This is a genomic window from Methylophilus sp. DMC16 (genome assembly GCF_056314045.1).
The window spans coordinates 385,947-406,485 of the sequence record NZ_JBQUZC010000002.1; the positions used below are offsets into that span (position 1 = coordinate 385,947).

Annotated in this window: 20 protein-coding genes; 17 read left to right on the forward strand and 3 right to left on the reverse strand. The window is 53.8% G+C overall.

Annotated elements, in window-relative coordinates; all coding sequences use genetic code 11:
• Positions 1-11: 11 nt before the first annotated feature.
• From ACT53D_RS10015 to ACT53D_RS10040, 6 genes are all read left to right on the forward strand, one after another.
• The gene (locus ACT53D_RS10015; protein ID WP_194748945.1) at positions 12-380 is read left to right on the forward strand and encodes a CidA/LrgA family protein; all 369 of its coding nucleotides are present in this window, start codon (positions 12-14) and stop codon (positions 378-380) included.
• Positions 373-1,113, forward strand: coding sequence for an LrgB family protein (locus tag ACT53D_RS10020; RefSeq protein ID WP_194748946.1), 741 nt, complete (start codon positions 373-375; stop codon positions 1,111-1,113). The genes ACT53D_RS10015 and ACT53D_RS10020 overlap by 8 nt, the downstream gene beginning before the upstream one ends.
• A 240-nt stretch (positions 1,114-1,353) precedes the next feature.
• Positions 1,354-1,689 carry a hypothetical protein gene (locus ACT53D_RS10025; RefSeq protein ID WP_313984976.1) on the forward strand — a complete coding sequence of 112 codons (336 nt, stop codon included), beginning with the start codon at positions 1,354-1,356 and terminating at the stop codon, positions 1,687-1,689.
• Between the two features lie 219 nt (positions 1,690-1,908).
• Positions 1,909-2,991, forward strand: coding sequence for an efflux RND transporter periplasmic adaptor subunit (locus ACT53D_RS10030; protein WP_275357881.1), 1,083 nt, complete (start codon positions 1,909-1,911; stop codon positions 2,989-2,991).
• 21 nt (positions 2,992-3,012) lie between these two features.
• Positions 3,013-6,201, forward strand: a complete 3,189-nt coding sequence (locus ACT53D_RS10035) for an efflux RND transporter permease subunit (RefSeq protein ID WP_476155994.1) — start codon at positions 3,013-3,015, stop codon at positions 6,199-6,201.
• Positions 6,191-7,630, forward strand: a complete 1,440-nt coding sequence (locus ACT53D_RS10040) for a TolC family protein (protein WP_228518856.1) — start codon at positions 6,191-6,193, stop codon at positions 7,628-7,630. Before ACT53D_RS10035 ends, ACT53D_RS10040 begins: the two co-directional genes overlap by 11 nt.
• A gap of 499 nt (positions 7,631-8,129) precedes the next feature.
• On the opposite strand, the gene ACT53D_RS10045 is transcribed toward ACT53D_RS10040, so the two are convergent.
• From ACT53D_RS10045 to ACT53D_RS10055, 3 genes are all read right to left on the reverse strand, one after another.
• Entirely contained in the window at positions 8,130-8,711 is a 582-nt protein-coding gene (locus ACT53D_RS10045; RefSeq protein WP_275357884.1) for a hypothetical protein, read from the reverse strand.
• 137 nt (positions 8,712-8,848) lie between these two features.
• The gene (locus tag ACT53D_RS10050) at positions 8,849-9,208 is read right to left on the reverse strand and encodes a DUF4186 domain-containing protein (RefSeq protein WP_476155997.1); all 360 of its coding nucleotides are present in this window, start codon (positions 9,206-9,208) and stop codon (positions 8,849-8,851) included.
• A gap of 16 nt (positions 9,209-9,224) precedes the next feature.
• Positions 9,225-10,457, reverse strand: coding sequence for an MFS transporter (locus tag ACT53D_RS10055; protein ID WP_476155999.1), 1,233 nt, complete (start codon positions 10,455-10,457; stop codon positions 9,225-9,227).
• A 252-nt stretch (positions 10,458-10,709) separates the two neighbouring features.
• Here ACT53D_RS10055 and ACT53D_RS10060 point away from each other — a divergent pair, with 252 nt between their 5' ends.
• The 11 genes from ACT53D_RS10060 (at position 10,710) to ACT53D_RS10110 (ending at position 20,397) form a co-directional block, all read left to right on the forward strand.
• Positions 10,710-11,297, forward strand: coding sequence for a hypothetical protein (locus ACT53D_RS10060; protein ID WP_379074137.1), 588 nt, complete (start codon positions 10,710-10,712; stop codon positions 11,295-11,297).
• Positions 11,298-11,324: 27 nt separating this feature from the next.
• Positions 11,325-12,233, forward strand: coding sequence for a hypothetical protein (locus ACT53D_RS10065; RefSeq protein ID WP_476156001.1), 909 nt, complete (start codon positions 11,325-11,327; stop codon positions 12,231-12,233).
• A 15-nt stretch (positions 12,234-12,248) separates the two neighbouring features.
• Entirely contained in the window at positions 12,249-12,887 is a 639-nt protein-coding gene (alkB, locus tag ACT53D_RS10070) for a DNA oxidative demethylase AlkB (RefSeq protein ID WP_476156003.1), read from the forward strand.
• A gap of 185 nt (positions 12,888-13,072) precedes the next feature.
• Complete coding sequence (gene hpf, locus ACT53D_RS10075) at positions 13,073-13,399, forward strand: ribosome hibernation-promoting factor, HPF/YfiA family (RefSeq protein WP_194748955.1); 327 nt, start codon at positions 13,073-13,075, stop codon at positions 13,397-13,399.
• Positions 13,400-13,531: 132 nt separating this feature from the next.
• A complete protein-coding gene (gene hprK / locus ACT53D_RS10080; RefSeq protein WP_194748956.1) occupies positions 13,532-14,482 on the forward strand; it encodes an HPr(Ser) kinase/phosphatase in 951 nt (316 codons plus the stop codon).
• A 19-nt stretch (positions 14,483-14,501) separates the two neighbouring features.
• Entirely contained in the window at positions 14,502-15,383 is an 882-nt protein-coding gene (rapZ, locus tag ACT53D_RS10085) for an RNase adapter RapZ (RefSeq protein ID WP_338655754.1), read from the forward strand.
• Positions 15,384-15,404: 21 nt separating this feature from the next.
• Positions 15,405-15,812 (forward strand): PTS sugar transporter subunit IIA, encoded by a 408-nt coding sequence (locus tag ACT53D_RS10090; RefSeq protein WP_194748958.1) that lies wholly within the window; start codon positions 15,405-15,407, stop codon positions 15,810-15,812.
• A gap of 11 nt (positions 15,813-15,823) precedes the next feature.
• Positions 15,824-16,093, forward strand: coding sequence for an HPr family phosphocarrier protein (locus ACT53D_RS10095; RefSeq protein ID WP_275357897.1), 270 nt, complete (start codon positions 15,824-15,826; stop codon positions 16,091-16,093).
• Entirely contained in the window at positions 16,094-17,845 is a 1,752-nt protein-coding gene (ptsP, locus tag ACT53D_RS10100) for a phosphoenolpyruvate--protein phosphotransferase (protein WP_476156005.1), read from the forward strand.
• 126 nt (positions 17,846-17,971) lie between these two features.
• Positions 17,972-20,002 carry a M3 family metallopeptidase gene (locus ACT53D_RS10105; RefSeq protein WP_476156007.1) on the forward strand — a complete coding sequence of 677 codons (2,031 nt, stop codon included), beginning with the start codon at positions 17,972-17,974 and terminating at the stop codon, positions 20,000-20,002.
• Positions 20,003-20,088: 86 nt separating this feature from the next.
• Complete coding sequence (locus ACT53D_RS10110) at positions 20,089-20,397, forward strand: hypothetical protein (protein WP_313984937.1); 309 nt, start codon at positions 20,089-20,091, stop codon at positions 20,395-20,397.
• The last annotated feature ends 142 nt before the right edge of the window (positions 20,398-20,539 follow it).

Here is a 20,539-nt window from a genome sequence, read left to right on the forward strand (position 1 = left end):
CGGACTCACAGATGATTTCAGGCTTGGTACAACTTTTTTTATGGCAGGGGCTGGGCGAGCTGCTCAGTAAATTCTTTTTACCCGGCATCCCCGGACCGGTGCTGGGCCTGCTGCTCTTGCTGGTGTTTTTATGTGCCCGTGGGCAGGTGAATGCCGACCTCGGCCTGGTGGCCGACAGTTTCCGCCAGCATCTGGGATTGTTGTTTGTACCCGCCTCGGTCGGCGTGCTGCTGTTTTTGCCCGAGCTGCAAACGCATGCCCTGGCGGTAGGCACTGCCCTGCTGGTGAGCGTGATTCTGACCATTGCCGTCACCGCCATTGTGCTCAAACTATTCTGGTATGTTTCACTCAAGCGCAATAAGGGGCACCGCCATGAGTAAGCGCCTGCCAATTGCCGAAATCTGGGTCTACCTGTCGGGTGACCCACTGTTTGCGCTGATTATTACGCTGGCCAGTTACCAGCTCGGTTATCTGCTGTATGTGCGCGCCAAGCGTCACCCACTGGTCAATCCGGTCGCGATTTCGGTGCTGCTCACCTGCCTGACCATAGACCTGCTGGACATGCCGTATGAAAAATACTTTGAAGGTGCGCAGTTTGTGCACTTTTTGCTGGGCACGGCGACCGTCGCCCTGGCAGTGCCGATATACAACGGCTTCAAGCGCATGCAAGGCAAGATTTTTCACATCTGGGTGGCGCTCACCGTGGGCAGTACGGTGTCTATTGCCAGCGCGGTGGCGATTGCCAAGCTGATGGGCGCGACCGACAACATTGTGGGCAGCATGTATGCCAAATCGGTGACGGCGCCGATTGCCATGGGCATTGCCGAGCGCCTGAACGTGTCGCCGACACTGACGGCGGTGTTTACCGTGATCACCGGCATGCTGGGGGCGATTCTGGCCCCGTATATCCTCAATGCGGTCAAAGTTCAGCAGTGGTGGATACGCGGCACGGCGATTGGGGTGGGCGCGCATGGTCTGGGCATTACGCGCGCGTTTAGTGTCAATGAAGAGGCCGGGGTGTTTGCCAGCATGGCGATGGGGCTCAATGGCGTGATCAGCGCCATCGGCCTGCCCATCGTATTGACCTATTTACGGCCACATTTGGGCTTCTAGCTGACACCCAGCTTACAAACGGCCATTTTGGCCGAACTTGGCGCAAAATCGTATTGTCATTCCAAACGTAAAAGGGTTTAATGTAAGCATTGTAAATCCCATTTACGGCGATCAATGTGTGAAAGCGTCACCTGGCTGATCAAAACGATTAGCCAGTGAAAACAGTGCCTTATCACAGCAATAAACCGTAAACATACACCCCATACTAACAACCATTGATGATAGCCATTCACTGAATATATGGATAAACCTCTGAATACAGCCGCATACAAGCTCAGACTGTGGGTCGTCACAGTGCTGCTGGCTGTGCTCGGGGTGGCCCTGGTGGCAGAGTTCTCTGACCACTCCAGCTACCGTGATGATGTGGTGCGCGTGCGGATTGCCGAGATTAGCGAACCTTCCGCCGATGGTGAATCGCCGTTTCCCTCATTATTGCCTTTGATTAACCTGCCCGCAAGCTTCGTCATTGCCTGCGTGATTCCGTTTGCGCTACTGGCTTTGCCACGTCAGCGCCTGATCAAACACCGCACGGTGGTTCGCCACCTGCACTCACGGGCTCCCCCCGCATCTGTTTAGGCCACTCTGTGCCCATGCGCATGCTGTTACTACCCGATTCAAGTTGATAGTGTTTGTAACCGATGCGCCCTCCCTGTCCTGCATCATGCCCGGTGACATGGTACTGGCGCCCAGAGTCCAACGGTGGGTGAACATTCCCTGGCGGCATACGCCTACAAGATGCCAGATGGCTGTTTAACCAGTATTCCTCTTCAATTTAATTAAGATAAGAACACACTTATGATGAAACAGCACTTAATCGTTTTAGGCTTGCTTGGCTCCCTGCTAGGCGCTTGTCATAAAGAAGAAGCGCCCAAGGAAGAGCTTCCCAAACTGGAAGTCACCACCCCGATGCGCAAAGACACCACGCTGATTAAAGAGTATGTCTGCCAGATTCATGCCATCCGGCATATTGAAATGCGCGCGCTGGAGCGTGGCTACTTGCAGGATATCTTTGTCGACGAAGGCAAATATGTCAAAGCTGGCCAGCCCATGTTCAAGATCATGCCGAATATCTACCAGGCGGAATTGATGCGCGCCAAGGCTGAGGCCAATGCCATTCAGATTGAATACGAAAACACCAAGGCGCTGGCCGAAAAAAATGTTGTGTCGCTAAACGAGCTGGCGATTGCCAAAGCCAAACTCGACAAGGCGCTGGCTGAAGTGAACCTGCACCAGACGCACTTGAACTTTACCGACATCAATGCGCCGTTTGACGGCATCATGGACCACCTGTTTGTGCGGAAAGGTAGCCTGATGCAAGAGGGTGACTTGCTGACCACGCTGTCTGACATCAGCAAAATGTGGGTCTACTTTAACGTGCCAGAATCCGAGTATCTGGACTTTAAAGCCCGTCATGAAGATGAAAAACAGGTCAAGGTGCATCTGCGCATGGCCAATGGCCAGGTGTTTAACCAACAGGGGGTCATCGAAACCATCGAAGCCGACTTTGACAACAAAACCGGTAACATCGAGTTCCGGGCAGGCTTCATGAACCCTGAGCGTCTGTTACGTCATGGCGAGACCGGTAACATCATGATGGATATCCCTTACAAAAACGCCATGCTGATTCCACAAAAAGCGATTTTTGAAATTCTCGACCAACAGTATGTGTTCGTGGTGGGCAAGGATCACAAACTGGAACAACGACTGGTTAAAGTGGCGGCTGACATTCAAGACATGTCCATCATCGAGAGCGGCCTGCAAGACACCGATCATGTGTTGATTGAAGGCCTGCGCCGCGTCACCAAAGGTGACAAGATCATTGAGGACTTTAAAACACCCGACAAGGTTGTTCCTGAACTGAAGCTGTACGCAGAATAACGAAACATCAGGTGAACACATATGCTTAACATATTCCTCAAACGCCCAGTACTGGCCATCGTACTGTCCCTGCTCCTGACGTTTACTGGATTCTTGTCCATTAAAAGTCTGCCGGTCGAGCAGTTTCCAGACATTGCGCCACCGCGCGTATTGATCTTCCTGGCTTATCCTGGCTCCAGCGCCAGCGTGCTGGTGCAATCGTCACTGATTACACTGGAGCGCGCCATTAACGGTGTGCCCGGCATGAAATACATCGTGTCCGACGCGACCAGTGCGGGTGAAGCCACCATCCAGGTCTATTTTGACCAGGGGGTAGACCCGAACGAAGCGATGGTGAACACCAAGGTCAGGCTGGACCAGGTCATCAACCGTCTGCCACAGCTGGTACAACTGGAAGGGGTGATCCTGAACAAGGTACAGCCCAGCATGTTGATGTACGTGAACATGTACAGTACCGATAAAAACGCGGACCAGAAATTCCTCTACAACTACTCACAAATTAACGTGATTCCTGAAATCCAGCGCGTGAACGGCATTGCCTGGGCGCAGATTTTGGGTAGCCGCCAATATGCCATGCGGGTGTATTTAAACCCTGACCGCATGCGGGCTTACAACGTGTCTTCCAAAGAAGTCATGGATGCGATGTCCAACCAGAGTTTGATTGGTCGTCCCGGCCGTTTGGGGCAAAGCTCGGGGCTGCAGGCGCAAGCCAAAGAATACACCCTGGTGTATAGCGCCAGCCGCTATGAAAAGCCTGAGCAATACGAAAATATTGTGATCCGCTCCACACCCTCAGGTGAGATTCTGCGCCTGAAAGACATTGCCAAAGTCATGCTGGGCAGTGAGTTCTACGACATTTACTCCAACAAAGACGGTTATCCTTCTGCCTCGATTGTGTTGAAGCAAAACTACAACACCAACGCGAAAGAAGTGATTGAAAACGTCAAGAAAACGCTGGAAGAGCTCAAACCCACCTTCCCGGCTGGCATGACCTATGAAATCAACTACGACGTGTCACGCTTTGTAGATGCTTCTATCCACAAGGTCTTGCATACGCTGGTTGAAGCGTTTGTGCTGGTATCACTGGTGGTGTTCATTTTCCTCGGTGACTGGCGCTCTACCCTGATTCCGTTGATCGCGGTGCCCATCTCGCTGATCGGGGCGTTTGCCGTGATGAGCTCCTTCGGCTTGAGTATCAACCTGATTACGCTGTTTGCCATGGTGCTGGCGATCGGGGTGGTCGTGGACGATGCGATTGTGGTGGTGGAAGCGGTGCACGCCAAAATGGCTTCTGACCATGTCGGCCCTTACGCCGCGGTACAACGTGTATTGGGTGAAATCGGCGGCGCAGTGGTCGCGATCACCTTGCTGATGACCTCGGTATTTGTGCCGATCACCTTCCTGCCGGGTCCGGTGGGTGTGTTCTACCGCCAGTTTGCGATCACCATGGCGTCCTCCATCGTGTTGTCAGGCATTATTGCGCTGACCCTGACTCCCGTGCTGTGCGCGATGATCTTGAAGAATACGCATGGCCAGCCCAGAAGCCGTAACCCGATCAACCTGTTTTTGGATCTGTTCAACAAGGGCTTTGACAAGGTGACCGACTACTATACGGCCTTCCTCGGCAAACTGGTCACCCAACGTGCCTTGACCTTCCTCGTGATCGGGCTGTTCTCATTCGGGATTGTTTCCATCGTTAAAATCATCCCGGAAGGGTTTATTCCGGGCGAAGACCAGGGCATGATTTATGCGATTATCCAGACGCCACCAGGCTCTACCCTTGAGACCACCTATCAGGTGTCACAAGAGCTGCAAAAAGTAGCGAAAAAAATCCCTGCGGTGCAGTCTGTGACCGCCCTGGCGGGTTACGAGGTGCTGACCGAAGGGCGCGGCTCTAACGCGGGGACGTGTATTATCAACCTCAAGGACTGGGAAGAGCGTAAAGAGACCGTGGCTGACGTGCTCAAGTTGCTCGAAAAAGCCACCGAAAACTTTGGTGCGCGGATTGAGTACTTTGAGCCGCCTGCAGTGCCTGGTTATGGTACCGCTTCCGGTCTGGCCTTCCGCTTGCTGGATAAAACCGGCTCGCTGGACTACCAGAAGTTTGATGAGATCAACAAAGACTTCATGAAGGACCTGGCAAAACGCAAAGAACTAACCGGTTTGTTTACATTCTATGCGGCCAACTATCCACAGTACGACTTGATCATTGATCCGCAACGTGCCATGCAGAAAAAAGTCACGATTGCCGATGCCATGGACAACCTCGACGTGCTGGTGGGCAGTACCTTTGAGCTGGCATTCATCCGCTTTAACTACTACTTCCGGGTGTATACCCAGGCTGCGCCTGAGTTCCGCCGCTTCCCTAGCGACATCCTGAACTACTATGTACGCAATGAAGATGGCGAGATGGTGCCTTACTCAGCCTTCATGACCATGAAGAAACAGCAGGGTCCTAACGAGATTACCCGTTACAACCTGTTTAACTCTGCGGCTGTCCGTGCTGAACCAGCCGTTGGCTACACCACCGCCTCAGCGATTAACGCGATTAAAGAAACGGCCAAGTCATTGCCTAAAGGCTACTCGGTTGGTTGGGAAGGCCTGAGCTTTGATGAAGAGCGTCGTGGTAACGAAAACATCATTATCTTCATGGTGGTGCTGGTATTCGTCTACATGGTGCTGGCCGCCCAGTATGAAAGCTTCATTATCCCGTTTGCGGTCATGCTGTCCTTGCCCGCAGGTATTTTCGGCAGCTTCCTGTTGCTCAAAATGACCGGGCTGGCCAATGACGTGTATGCGCAGATTGGCCTCATCATGCTGGTAGGCTTGCTTGGCAAGAACGCGGTGCTGATCGTGGAATTTGCGGTGCAGGCGCGTGAAAAAGGCGCTTCCATCAAAGAGGCCGCCATCGCCGGGGCAAGAGCACGTTTCAGACCAATCTTAATGACCTCGTTTGCCTTTATTGCCGGCCTGATTCCATTGACGGTCGCGACCGGGGCCGGTGCGATTGGTAACCGGACCATCGGTACCTCGGCCTTGGGCGGCATGTTATTCGGGACGCTCTTTGGTGTGGTCGTGATTCCTGGCCTTTACTATATATTCGCCAGCTTGGCGGACGGTAAAACGCTGATCCGCAAGGAAGATCAGAACCCACTGACTGAGTCCTACGAGTACAACAGACATGAAGAAGAAGACGAACATGACCACTAATAAATATCTGTATTGGCTGGTAAGCGGTGCAGTTGCAGCCATGCTGCAGTCCTGTGCGATCCCCAACATCATGACCAAGGAGGCCGACACCGCCTTACCCGCGCAATATAGTGGTAAAGCGGCCGCGGCCGACACCCAAAGCAGTGCCAGTGTGAGCTGGAAAGAGTTCTTCCAGGACCAGAATCTGGTCTCTCTGATTGATACGGCTGTGGCCAACAATAAAGAGATTCAGATGATGGCGCAGCGTATTTCGATGGCGCAGAACGAAATTCAGGCCAGACGCGGTGCTTACCTGCCTTTTGTGAATGCCGGTGGTGGCATCAATTATGAAAAAACCAGCAAGTTTACCCGGCTGGGTGCGGTCGAAGATGGCCTCAAGATTCATAATCAATCCTTCCCGACCTTTCTTGGCGACTACCAGTTTGGGCTGGTAGCCTCCTGGGAAGTCGACATCTGGCACAAACTGCGTAATGCACAACAAGTTGCCGTGCTCGACTACATGGCAACCACAGAAGGCAAAAGCTTCCTGGTCACCAATTTGGTGGCTGAGGTGGCCAACAGCTACTACGAGCTGGTCGCGCTGGATAACCAGTTGCTGACGCTGCAAAAAAACATTGAGATTCAGCAGAATGCGCTGAATGTGATTCGTGAGCTGCAGAAATACGCGCGCTCAACCTCACTTGCGGTCAAACGGTTTGAAGCCGAAGTGAAAAAGAACCAGAGCAAGCAGTACGTGATCAAGCAGCAAATTACCGAGGCTGAGAACCGCATTAATATGCTGCTGGGTCGCACCTCGCAACCAATTGCACGCAACAGCGATGGCTTCATGGAACTACAGCCTAAAGCAGTCGAGACTGGCCTGCCTTCACAAATGCTGGCCAACCGCCCGGATATCCGTCGCTCCGAGCTCGAACTGGCAGCGGCCAAGCTGAATATTGACGTGGCCAGAGCCAACTTCTATCCCTCGTTCACCATGAACGCCGGACTGGGCTTTCAGGCCTTCAAGCCGCAGTATTTGCTGAATATCCCAGATGCACTGGGCGCTTCACTGGGCGCGGGCTTGATGGGGCCATTGATCAACCGGAACGCGATCATTGCCGAATATAAAAATGCCAGTGCCTCGCAAATTGAAAAAGCTTACGAGTATGAGCAAACCATCATCAATGCTTATATGGAAGTGGCGAATCAAATTGCCAACGTCGATAACCTGAGCAAAAACTTCAGCCTGAAAACCGACCAAGTTAACCAGTTGACGCAGTCGATTGACGTGGCCAACCAGCTGTTTAAAAATGCCCGCGCGGATTACGGTGAAGTGCTGCTGACGCAGCGTGATGCGCTGGATGCCAAAATGGAGTTGATAGACACCAAGCAGCAACAGATGTCTGCCATGATCAATCTCTATCGCTCTTTGGGCGGTGGCTGGCGTTAAACGTTACCCAAACCAAGTCTAAGCAGATCGCCCAGTCTAAAGCAGGCGATCTGACAAAACAAAGGGATTCCGCAAAACGGAATCCCTTTGTTTTTGCTGCCCTGCGAAATCAATCCACAACTTCAACCATCCCTTTTGCCTAAGTCAGCTAGACCACCTGAGCGTGGCAATGCTTGAGAACATTCAATCGACCTCGGCACGCAAGTAGGCTACATGGCACATGTGCTGTCTTAACGATGCATATGTTACACAGCCTAAGTTGAATAACGAGTAAACACCACTCAGCCAATCCGCTCAAAAGCGACCCTCCCCATGACAAATACCCTTGCTGCAGGATGAAGGCACGCCTGTTTAAACAGGCGTGTGCGTAACGAGCGCTGTAGCAGAGCGCCGGAGGGAGGAGTCGTGAAGAGATGCGCCGTATGTTGAGTGACGCTGACAAGCACTCATCCGTGCCCGACCAAACAGGCCAGACGCGGATAAGCCATTAGAAAGGTGCTTATTTACCGAGCAGGTTATCCAGTGAGCGCTGGTCCAGTGCGCCCAAATAGGTCGGGCATTGCTGGCTGATGACGGCGACCCAAGCTGCACAACCGTCCAAAGGTTGCTGGCTGGCTGGCACGGTCAAACCAAAATCTGCTGGTTTGCGCGGCGGGACTGATTTGTTGCCAAACCACATGACGCGCTTGTCCTTAGACAACGCGAAACAGCTCTTGGCCGCTTCACGCAAAGCCTCGCGCGCATCGCTCAGGCTGCCGCAAGCCGCACTGCCGTCAACTTCCATCAACTGCGCACCGACTTCATAGCGGGTTTGGTCCACAGTCAATATCGTACCGGCAGGCTTGTATTCATTCATGACCGCATAAAAACCGAACAGAAAAATCAGCATGCCCAGGGAAAGGCCGCGATGCTGCTTCTCAAATACCTCAATGCCAAAATAATTCACCGCCAGCGCCATCAGCGTCAAGGCAAATGCGGCCATAGCCACCATCTTGTGCGGAATCTGTATTTCATAAATCCCCCAGGCAAACGCAATTACCGCGATGGCAAGGGTGACAATCCGCATCATTTTTTTATTCATTGCAACACACGCTCCACTGACTAAAGATAGAGGCAGTAGTGGCCCTCGCCACCGCTCACCCACGCGCAACATCTTAACCGATTTGCCTGAATGATTGATATTGATGCAGCCCGAATGTTCGCAAAGACGGTGCCAAATTAAGCTTGCTGTAAGTTTGCCGCCAGCCAATGCTCAATCACCACCACCAGATACGCCTGTTCCTCCAGGGTCAGCGCTCGGCCAGCAGGAATCTGGTGCCATTTGGATAAACATCCTCGGCAACATGTGGCGGTAGCATGCTGCGCGACAAACACCGGATGTCCGCTCATCGGCGTTTGCTGACCGTCATTGGCCGGAGTAGCCGGGGCCAGCCGCTCGGCAATAAATTTTTCTGCATGGTCTAGCACCACCGCCAACCCTTTTTGTTGCAAATAGTGCTGGTCTTTGGCGTTGAGTTTGAAGCGGGCACGGAAATCGGAGCGTTGCAGGGCTTGAAACAAGGCTTCGAGATCGCGCATGGCCTACACACCACAATCAGTGCAACTGCGAAAGGTGCAGATCTCGCAGTTTTGGCGCCTTGAACGCCGTCACACCTACCACTGCCAGCGTCATGCAGCCCCCAAACACCACCGAGGGCACCAGCCCCATGAGTCTGGCGGTGAGCCCGGACTCGAACGCACCTAGCTCATTGGAAGAACCGATAAAAATGCCGTTGATGGCCGAGACGCGGCCGCGCATGCCATCGGGCGTGGCCAGTTGCAGAATGGTTTGCCGTAACACCACCGAGACGCCGTCCATCATGCCGGAGATGGCCAGGATCAGCATGGCTAATTCAAAATTGGTACACAAGCCAAATGCAATCATGCACACACCAAAACCAGCCACGGCAAACAGCAGCCAGCGGCCACTGTGCTCATGAATCGGGTGTTTGGCGAGCCAGACGCCGGACACTATGGCGCCCAGTGCGGGGGCGGCACGTAATAACCCCAGGCCTTCTGGGCCCATCTGGTAGATATCGTGCACAAAGGCAGGCAGCATGGCGACAGCACCGCCAAATAGCACGGCGAACATATCGAGCAGTTGCGCGGCGAGCACCACTTGCGTACGGCGGACAAAGCGCAAGCCTTCAGCGATGCTGGCAAAGACTTTCATTGGCTCATGGCTATGGTGCTCGGTCACGCGCAAGGCCAGCGCAGCCACACATGCGGCCAGTGCCAGCAGTGCAGACAGCCCATAAGCGATAGATTTGTCAGCAAACCCAATCAGCAAACCGCCGATGGCGGGACCGACAATGAGCCCAATCTGAAACATGGAGCTGCCGATGCCAGAGGCCTTGGCGATGGAAGCACGCGGGATGATCAAGGCAAATAACGTGTTATAGCTGGGAGAGATTAACGCACGGGCAAAGCCGGTCAGGCAGACCGTGCCATAGATCCACCAGGCAGTATGTGCTGGCTGTTGTTGCGTAATAATCACCAGTAACCCGGCGTTCACCGCCAGAAAAAAAGCCGACACGGCGGCAAAACCGCGGCGCGAGAAGTAATGATCCACGGCATGCCCCGCAAACAGCGCGCTACCCATGTAAGGGACCACTTCTGCCAGGCCGACCAGCCCCAAGGACCAGGGATCGTGTGTCAACTCGTAGATATGCCAGCCGATGGCAACCATCATCATCTGGTACGACAGCACCATGAGGATGCGGTAGGCAAGCAACTTGGGGAATGCATAGCCCTGATGGGCAAGAATCTGGCGGATGGACAAAGACATAGGCAAGATTATACGCTATCGCTTCACATGGCTGCGGCGTGCAAAATCGCCTACAATCTGCAAGCGGGTGCGGTGAATCAGGCAGTAGGCGGTAACGCTGATGAGCCGTCGTTGACTCCGTGCGACTCTGCCGATATAGATGGGGCGCACCCGCAAGTCTTAAGCAACCGATTAAATGCGGCAAGATTTAATCGGGTAAGATGCCGGCCTGCTATCGCAAGCAGTCTGCCCCTTAACTAAAGGTTTATTTTCATGACATCACGTATTTCAGTATTCAGTTTGTGTTTTCTCTGGTTTGTGACGCTTTGCGCACATGCAGAGGAAAGTTTCGTCACCAAAGAGCCATTCAGGCAACCGGCAAAAATGCCTTCGGCCATCGTGACTTTGCTGGCGCAAGAGCCGTCGGTGGCCAATAGTGCTAGTTGCGGGGAATCCAAGCCTGCCGCTTTACTGGAAACGCAAGTGTTACGCCTGAGCAAAACGGCAAAAGCTTATTTGGTGAAACCAGCACATGCTTGCCTGTGCCGCGATGCCGCTTGCCCGGTGTGGTTGTTTCAAATGAGAGGGGCGGCGGCCAAGCTCATTTGGCATACCCCTGCCGCAATCAAGGTGGCCGTATTAGACAAAAAATTTGATGGCTACCAAAAACTGGGCGAAACCGACGGCGATGCAGCGGCAGGGAGTGAGACGCACTGGTCTTGGGACAATACGCGTTATAAACAAACCTATAAAAATACCTGGACCATGGACGCCGACAATAAATGCCGCTTGGGCGAGGAAACGATCCATCTGGTGGATGGAAACATTGTGAACCATACCATCAAGTGTCCCCAGGACTAACCCACGAGAAGCTCATGCGAGGCTAAGATGCGCATCGTGATCCAGAGACTGTTGCTGGGACTGGCATTACTGCTGACATCCCCCGCCATGGCGGCGGACACCATGCAACTCTGGATCACCGTCGATTGGGAAGGCTTGTCGCTGGATGAAGACAATCTACAGGCCATGCAACGCTTTCGGCAGCAGTTTCCAGACATTCCGATGTTGCATTTGGTCAATCCGGTCTATTTTATCCAGCCTGGGGTCCATCGCGCCCAGGTAGGCAGCCTGATTCGCAGCACGTTTTTACCGCAAGACACGGTGGGATTGCATCTGCACCCCATGCGCACATTGGTTGAGTATTGCGGGCTCACCTATCAGGCCACGCCCTCGATTTCTGGCCGTGATGAACATTGCAGACAGGCTGGCTGCGGTCATTCTGTCAGCCTGGAGTTTGCTTACAGCGAGACCGAGCTGACGCGGCTGGTGCATTGCAGCAGTGATTTGATGGTGCAAAACGGCTTTAACCGACCCCGGCATTTCCGCGCCGGCGCCTGGCAACTGGGGCCCAAGTTGCAAGCCGCACTGGTTGCGAATGGCTTTTATTGGGATAGCTCGCGCATTGATGCGCGCTTGCTGACCTCGCGCTGGCCCAGCGACAGTCCCCTGATCAAGGGATTGCAACAGCTGCATGCGGGCAGCACACCGCTGGAACAACCGTATGCTTTGTCTTATCAATTGATGGAATACCCGGATAACGCCGCCCTGGCGGATTACACCAACACGCAACAACTGTTGCGCCTGTTTGAGGCTTTATTGAACCATGCCCCTGCCGTCATGGTCTTGGGATTTCATCAGGAATCGGCTGCAGACTACCTGTTGCAACTGGAGCGCGCCATTCCCCACATGCAGCGGCTGGCAAAACAGAAAAATGTCACGTTGGTGTGGATGCCCTAATCGCCGCGAGAACGCATGGACTTATTTGCACAAGATACTCCCTCTAAGGTGATGCTGGCCCCCGGTGCCTGCTGGCTATCCGGCTTTGCGCTGCCCTGCATGCCAGTGCTTTGGCCTTGTCTGGCACAGCATCTGTCTGCCCATCCGCCCCGGCAGATGATGACGCCCATGGGTTACCCGATGTCAGTGCGCACCAGCAGCATAGGTGATTGGGGCTGGGTAGGCAGTGCGGCTGGCTATGGCTACCAGGCGGCTGACCCCGCCAACCATCAACCCTGGCCAGCAATGCCGGAGGTGATTTTACAGCTGGCTGCGACCGCCGCGCAGCAGGCAGGCTATGCCGGCTTTGTGCCCGACAGCTGTTTGATCAACGTGTATGCTCCCGGCAGCAAAATGGGCTTGCATCAGGATAAAGATGAGCAGGATTTTACGCAGCCGATTGTGTCAGTGTCGCTCGGGCTGCCCGCCACATTTCTATTTGGCGGCCCCAGGCGGACGGACAAGCCGGTGAAAATCCCGCTGGTGCATGGCGATGTGGTGGTCTGGGGCGGCGCCAGCCGGCGCTTCTATCATGGCGTGGCGCCAGTCCAGCCTGGGCAGCACCTGCTCATTGGCCCGCAACGCATTAACCTCACCTTGAGAAAAGCGCGTTAGCATCTCGCCCTGACAACGCCTTAAGAATAGCCGCATAAACGCTGATGAAGATCAAAAACCCCGCTCACTTCCGGGTTGCATCTGTTTTTCAAAAGAGTAAACTGAAACTGTCTTATCTATCCAACATTTGCTGAATGATCCAGCAAACACTCGATAAGACCCTTTCCGAAAACAAGGAGTTTGTCATGAATTTACAACTTACAGGACACCATTTAGAAATCACTCCAGCACTGCGCGAGTACGTATCATCCAAGTTCTCGCGTATCAGCAATCACTTTGATCATGTGATTGATGTCAAAGTCACCATGTCTGTTGAAAAGCTTGCCCAAAAGGTTGAAGCGACATTGCATGTGCCAGGCAACGACTTACACGCCGCCTGCTCAGACGAAAACATGTACAGTGCCATCGACATGCTGACCGACAAACTTGACCGCCAGGTCGTGAAACACAAGGAAAAAAATGGCGACCACCACAAATCCGGTGGCGCTGTGAAACACCAGTTAAGCTCATAAGCCTTAACGCCATTCTCTACCCGACCGGGTAGAGAATTCACCCCGCCCCCGCTACTTTTACGCCGTTTCACGCCACCCGAATCAATTCAGTTGTAAAATGAGTCCAACACTTTGTTGATGCGTTAACAACTTATGGCTCAAATCTCTGTAGCCGATTTATACAAGCAGATTCGCAGCAAACTCAAATTGAAATGGGTAGCAGGCGAGTCTGGCGGTCAGAAAATTCTCAATTCAGGCACTGTGACCAAGCCTTCACTGGCACTGGTCGGGCATTTGAATTTTGTGCACCCCAACCGGGTGCAAGTGTTGGGCTGTGCCGAAATGGACTACCTCGGTGGGCTCAGCATCCTGGCCATGCAACAGGCGGTAAGCAACCTGTTTTCAACCGACCTGGCCATGGTCGTGGTCGCCAATGGCGAAAAAGTACCCTCGGTCATGCTGGAAGCCGCACAACAATCGCAAACCCCCTTATTCACGACGCCCATGATCAGCCCGCAACTGATGGAATTACTCAGCCATTATCTGGCGGTAGCGACGGCAGAAACTACCAGCCTGCATGGTGTGTTTATGGAGGTACAAGGCTTTGGCGTGCTGATTACCGGCAGTGCGGCGATTGGTAAAAGCGAGCTGGCGCTCGAGCTGATTTCACGGGGCCATCGGCTGGTGGCAGATGATATTGTGGATTTTTACCGGGTCTCGCCCGAACGCATTGAAGGCCGCTGCCCGGAGCTGTTGCAAGACTTTCTGGAGGTGCGCGGTCTCGGCATTTTGAATATCCGCGCACTCTATGGCGATAATGCAGTCAAACCAACCAAACCGCTGGATATGATGATACAGCTGGAGCTGGCCGACGAATTGAAGCCGCAGGACCTGGACCGGCTCAGTGCCAACCGGCAGACGCAACAAGTGCTGGATGTAGAGATCAGCAAGGTGATTATCCCGATTGCGGCCGGGCGCAACATTGCGGTACTGGTAGAAGCCGCCGTACGCAATCACATGTTGCTGTTGCGTGGTGTCAATGCCACCAAACAACTGACACAGCGGCAAAAACAGATCATGCTCAGAGAAAGCAAATTACGATGACATCCACAGGGTTAAGCACATGCAACTGGTGATTGTGACCGGGCTCTCCGGCTCGGGTAAAACCATTGCCTTGCGCGTGTTTGAAGACAGCGGCTATTACTGCATTGATAACCTGCCTGCCACCTTGCTGCCGCATATCCAGAGCCATGTGGCCAACCGTGATGCGGCCAAAGTGGCGGTGAGTATTGATAGCCGCAGCATTGCGATTGAGTCTTTACCCGACATCCTGAAAACCCTCAAGAGCCAGGGCATTGCCGCGCATCTGCTGTTTCTGGATGCCAGCCTGGAGACGCTGGTCAAGCGCTTCTCTGAAACCCGGCGCAAACACCCGCTCAGCACGCCAGATCAAGCGCTGGCCGAGAGCATTAAACATGAGCGTGATTTGCTGTCTGGCCTGAATAATCTGGGCCACCATGTGGATACCAGCAACCTGTCATCCAATGCCTTGCGCAACCACACCCGGGACTGGATGCTGCAAATTGAACAAAGCTATTTGCCCGCCCGCTCGCATTCGCTGGTGCTGTCGTTTATCTCGTTTGGCTTTAAACATGGCATTCCACTCGATGCCGACTTTGTGTTTGACGTGCGCAGCCTGCCCAACCCGCATTACGATCCGATTTTGCGACCCTACAATGGCACGCAGGCGCCGATACAGCAGTTTTTGCAAAATGAAGCACAGGTGCTTGAAATGCAGCAAGACATTCAGCACTATATCGAAAAATGGCTACCAAGCTTTTATCACGACCATCGCAGCTATGTCACGGTAGGCATCGGCTGCACCGGGGGGCAACACCGTTCCGTCTATCTGGTGGAACAATTGGGGGCGTATTTCAAGCAACAGCATCAAGTCATGATTCGCCACCGCGAACTGCAGGATGCCGCCGCGATCGCTACCCCGTAACGAGACTCTGAAAGTACATTTATGATTGGTGTTTTGATTATTGCGCACGGTAGCCTGGGACCCAGCCTGATTGACTGCGCCACACATGTGATGGGCAACCGCCCGGCACAGCTGGATTATCTGGAAATTTCAAAAAATGATGACCCGGCAACGGTACTGCCCAAGGCGCAGGCACTGGTGCAAAGCCTGGACAGTGGCCAGGGGGTGCTGGTGTTGTCAGATATTTATGGCGCAACCCCGTGCAACATTGTCACCAAACTGCTGACACCAGACGAGACCGAGGGCGTGGCTGGCGTGAACCTGCCTATGCTGGTGCGCGTACTCAACTACCGTCACGAGGGTTTGCACTCCTGCATCCAGAAGGCCCTCAGCGGTGGCCGCGACGGCGTTGTCCACTTTACCAAAACCACTTGTCATCACGCACAATAACCACATAAACCATGGCCAAACTTTCTTTAGAAATCATCAATAAACTCGGCTTGCACGCACGCGCCTCCACCAAATTCACCCAAACTGCCAGCCAGTTCAAGAGCGAAGTCTGGGTGGAAAAGAATGGCCGTCGAGTCAATGCCAAAAGCATTATGGGCGTGATGATGCTGGCCGCCGCCAAGGGCAGCACCATTGACATTGAAGCCACCGGCCCGGATGAAGATCAGGCGCTGGCCGCACTCGAAGCACTGGTTAACGACTATTTTGGCGAGGGTGAATAATTGACCAGCTTTAGCATGCATGGCGTCGGGGTATCGAGTGGCATTGCCATCGGCCATGCACACCTGATTTCGCATGCCCTGCTCGAAGTCGTGCACTTCAAAATTGAGGCGTCTGCTATCGACGAGGAAATTGCCCGCTTTGAACGTGCAATCGGTCTGGTCAAGCACGACCTGGAACAGCTCAAAGCACAACTGCCCAAAAATGCCCCGGCTGAACTGAGTGCCTTTATCAATACCCACTTAGCCATGCTGACTGACAAATCATTGTCAGAAGCGCCTAAAGCCATTATCCGTAATGAGCTGTGCAACGCCGAATGGGCGCTTAAACAGCAAATGGACGATATCGTCGCCCAATTTGACGCGATTGAAGACGCCTATTTGCGTGAGCGCAAGCAGGATGTGGTGCAGGTGGTGGAGCGTGTGATCAAGGTCTTGTTGGGCCGCGACCAACTGGCCGCCAGCGAGAAAAAACTGCAAGCCAGACAAGAGCGCGCCATGATTCTGGTGGCGCATGATGTCTCCCCGGCAGATGCCATCCAGTTCAAACATCACCAGTTTGCGGCCTTTATCACCGATGTCGGCGGTGTCACGTCACATACGGCGATTCTGGCCCGCAGCCTGAATATTCCGTCCATCGTTGCCTTGCAGCGCGCCCGTGACCTGATCAATGACGGCGAACTGATGATAGTCGATGGCAGCGAAGGCGTGGTCATCGTCAATCCTGACCCTGAGGTGCTGGCGGAATACCAACTCAAGCAAAACCAGTGGCAACTTGCCCAGCAAAAGCTGCAACGGATTAAAACGACCAAGGCCGTCACCGTGGATGGGGTGGCGATTGACTTGCTGGCCAATATTGAAGTGCCGGACGATGTGGTTGCCGCCAAAGCCTCGGGCGCCGTCGGCGTAGGCTTATACCGGACCGAGTTCCTGTTTATGAATCGCAGCGAAATGCCCGATGAGCAGGAGCAGTTTGAAGCCTACAAACATGTGGCGGAGGCCATGAAAGGCCAGCCGGTCACCATCCGCACGCTGGATATTGGCGCCGACAAACAACTGAACCCGGATGAAGTGGTGACGGCCATCAACCCGGCGCTGGGCTTGCGTGCCGTGCGCTATTGCCTGGCCGAGCCGCATATTTTTCACAGCCAATTCCGCGCCCTGCTGCGTGCCTCGCACTATGGCCAGGTGAAAATCCTGATTCCCATGCTGTCCAACCTGGCAGAACTGCGGCAAACCAAACTGCTGTTCGCCCGTGCCAAAGAATCGCTGCGCCAGCAAGGCATCCCGTTTGACGAGCAAGTGCCTATCGGCGGCATGATCGAAGTACCGGCCGCCGCCATCAATGCTGACGCCTTTGCGCAGGAGCTGGACTTTTTGTCCATAGGCACCAATGACCTGATTCAATATACGCTGGCGATTGACCGTGCCGACGATGCGGTGGCACATTTGTATAACCCTTTGCACCCAGCCGTCTTGCGCTTGATCCAGATGACGATTGCCGCCGCCGCCAAATATGACAAGCCAGTCTCTGTCTGCGGCGAAATGGCGGGTGACATCAAACTGACGCGCTTGCTGGTCGGCATGGGCATGCGCCAGCTATCTATGCATCCGGCGCATATCCTGAGCGTGAAGTCGCAAATCCTGCAGAGCGAAGAAAACGTGCTGGCCAAACAAGCCAGAAAAATTCTGTCGCTCAATGATCTGGAGAAAATTGACCCACTGATTAAAAAATTAAATGGCGAAGTGCACTAACGCTGCACGGATGCCCTTGTATTAAACAAAACTCATCACCATCATCAATATATACAATGAGCCAAATGCGAACATTTGGCGAATAATACGCCTCTATCATCTATCGCATTCAACAAAGGATTTGCTGTGAGCACCAACCCATTACTTGCTTTTAGTGGCCTGCCCAAATTTAACGATATCCGTCCAGAGCACGTCTCACCCGCCATTGACCAGTTACTGGCAGAAGGCCGCGCCCTGGTAGAGCGCCTGGCGACTGCCAGCGAGACGCCCGACTGGCAAAACTTTGTGCAGCCGATTGAAGACTACTCGGAAAGACTGTCTCGCAGCTGGGGGCCGGTCGGGCACATGAACGCCGTGGTCAACACGCCAGAACTGCGTGAAGCCTATAACGAAAACCTGGCCAAACTGACCGATTTTTACAGCGACCTGTCGCAGGATGAGCGCCTGTACGCCAAATACAAGGCCATCCAGGCCAGCGCGGGTTACGCACAATTGAGCCGGGCACAACGCAAGATTATCGACAACGAAGTGCGTGGCTTCAAACTGGGCGGTGCCGAGCTGCCGCCAGCCGAAAAAGTCCGCTTCAAGGAAATCGCCGAGCAACTCTCAAAACTGGGCAGCAAGTTTGAAGAAAATATCCTCGATACCACCAACGACTTCAAGCATCTGGTGACAGACGCAGCCGAGCTCACGGGTTTGCCAGAAGACGCGCTGCAAGCGGCCGCCGAAGCTGCAAAAGCTGAGGAGAAAACCGGCTATCTGTTTACGCTGCATTTCCCGTCTTACATGCCGGTCATGCAATACTGCGACAACCGTGCCCTGCGTGAAACGCTGTATCGGGCCTATGCCACGCGCGCCTCAGAATTCAGTAAACCCGAATGGGATAACACCGCCCTGATCGCTGACCTGCTCAAACTCAAGCAGGAAGAAGCGCAACTGTTAGGCTTTAAAAACTATGCTGAACTGTCGCTGGCGACCAAGATGGCAGATACGCCAGCACAGGTGATTGAATTTCTGGACACCCTGGCCAAGCGGGCCAAACCCTATGCCGAAAAAGACATGGCCGAACTCAAGGCCTATGCCGAAAAGCTGGGCTTTAGCGACATGCAGGCCTGGGATGTGTCCTACATCAGCGAAAAACTGCGCCAGGACAAATACGCGTTTTCCGATCAGGAAGTCAAACAATACTTCCCCGAAGACAAGGTGCTGGCAGGCCTGTTTAAAGTGGTGGAAACCATTTTTGGCGTGCAGGTGCGCAAAACCGATGCGCCGTTATGGCATAAGGATGCGGGTTTTTATGAGATCAGCGACCAGCAGCGCCAGCCAATTGCCTATTTCTATCTGGACTTGTATGCGCGGCATGGCAAACGCGGGGGCGCCTGGATGGATGAGTGCATTACCCGCCGCAAAATTGCCAATGGCATAGAGCTGCCGGTTGCCTACCTGACCTGTAACTTCTCGGCACCCGTTGGCGACAAACCTGCGCTGTTCACCCATGACGAAGTGATCACGCTGTTCCATGAATTTGGTCACGGCCTGCACCACATGCTAACCCAGGTCGAGGAATACAGTGTTTCCGGCATTAAGGGCGTGGAATGGGACGCGGTCGAACTCCCCAGCCAGTTTATGGAAAACTTTTGCTGGGAATGGGACGTGCTGCGCCATATGACGGCGCATGTCGACACTGGTGAGCAACTGCCGCGCGCACTGTTCGACAAAATGGTCGCCGCCAAAAACTTCCAGGCCGGCATGCAAACCGTGCGCCAGATCGAGTTTTCATTGTTTGATATGCGTTTGCACAGCAGCTTTGACCCGGCAGGCAAGCAGACGGCACTCGACGTGCTCGAACAGGTGCGTGATGAAGTGGCCGTGTTGCGTCCGCCGAAATGGAACCGTTTCCCCAATAGCTTTAGCCATATTTTTGCAGGCGGTTATGCCGCAGGCTACTACAGCTACAAATGGGCAGAAGTGCTATCTGCGGATGCCTATAGCCTATTTGAAGAGCTGGGCGTGTTGTCTGCCGAGGCAGGCAGCCGCTTTAAAAACGAGGTGCTGGCACAAGGTGGCGCACGTCCGGCCATGGAGTCTTTTGTTGCCTTTAGAGGTCGCGAGCCGAGTATGGATGCGTTGTTACGCCACAACGGCATGGCAAATTAATCACTTTGTACATCTAGCCAAGTGTCAGACACTTGGCTTTTTTACACGCACCCGCTATGCTAGCCAGATCGTTTTAAGGATTAAAAATGTCTCGTCTGCCCCTCTGTGTGTTACTGATTGCCTTGTTGCCGGCGGTGGCGTTTGCCGCCAAAGAAGAAGCAGATGATATTCAAGCCAAAACCGCCAATGGCGATGAAGTGGTGCTGCACGCCAATGGCTACTGGGAGTTTAAGGATGCCAAAAAAGCCGAGGAAGCCAAAGTCAAAGTCGAGCAATTTGAGCGGAGTAATAGCTGTCCCTTGGGTATGCGGCCCAGCTTTTTGGGTGTCGGCCGTTGCATCGCGTTTGACGATCCCATCCTCAAGCGGGGTTCACTGAGCGGCAAGGGCCGCTAATTTGCGGCCACGCGAACCTCAGACAAGCACTAAAACAGGGCAGCCATCGCTGCCCTGTGTCATTTTCAAATATCCCGCGCACAGCAAGTGCAGGGCACGGGCCGCAAGCACAAGCCATTGTGCGCAATATTTAGCCAACGTC